The organism is Cohnella sp. GbtcB17 (assembly GCF_019091135.1).
Taxonomy (GTDB): domain Bacteria; phylum Bacillota; class Bacilli; order Paenibacillales; family Paenibacillaceae; genus Cohnella.
The window spans coordinates 1-271 of the sequence record NZ_JAGXJW010000262.1 but is presented as its reverse complement, the minus strand read 5'-3'; the positions used below and the strand labels follow the sequence as shown (position 1 = coordinate 271).

1 protein-coding gene is annotated in these 271 nt (G+C 59.0%); it reads left to right on the top strand.

The features are described 5' to 3' along the window. Positions 1-270 (top strand): SMP-30/gluconolactonase/LRE family protein (locus tag KVT38_RS33730; RefSeq protein WP_217598076.1); only part of this gene is annotated, 270 nt, incomplete at its 5' end. Between the last annotated feature and the right edge of the window lies 1 nt (position 271).

Below are 271 nucleotides of genomic sequence, written 5' to 3'. Positions count from 1 at the left end.
TACCTTACATTTCCCGACTCCGGCATGGACGGCATCCGATGCGATATGGCCGGCAACCTGTACGTGACCCGCATCGGAACAGGGTGCATAGCCCAAATTAATCCACGGGGCGAGGTGGTGCGGGAAATTCCGCAGCACGGAAAAAACTGCACCAACCTGACCTTCGGCGGTGCCGACGGACGCACCTGTTACGTGACGATGGTCGACGGGGGCAACATCGAGAAGTTCCGATCCGAATTTCCCGGCCGCCGCTGGGGTTTACTTCGCTGAT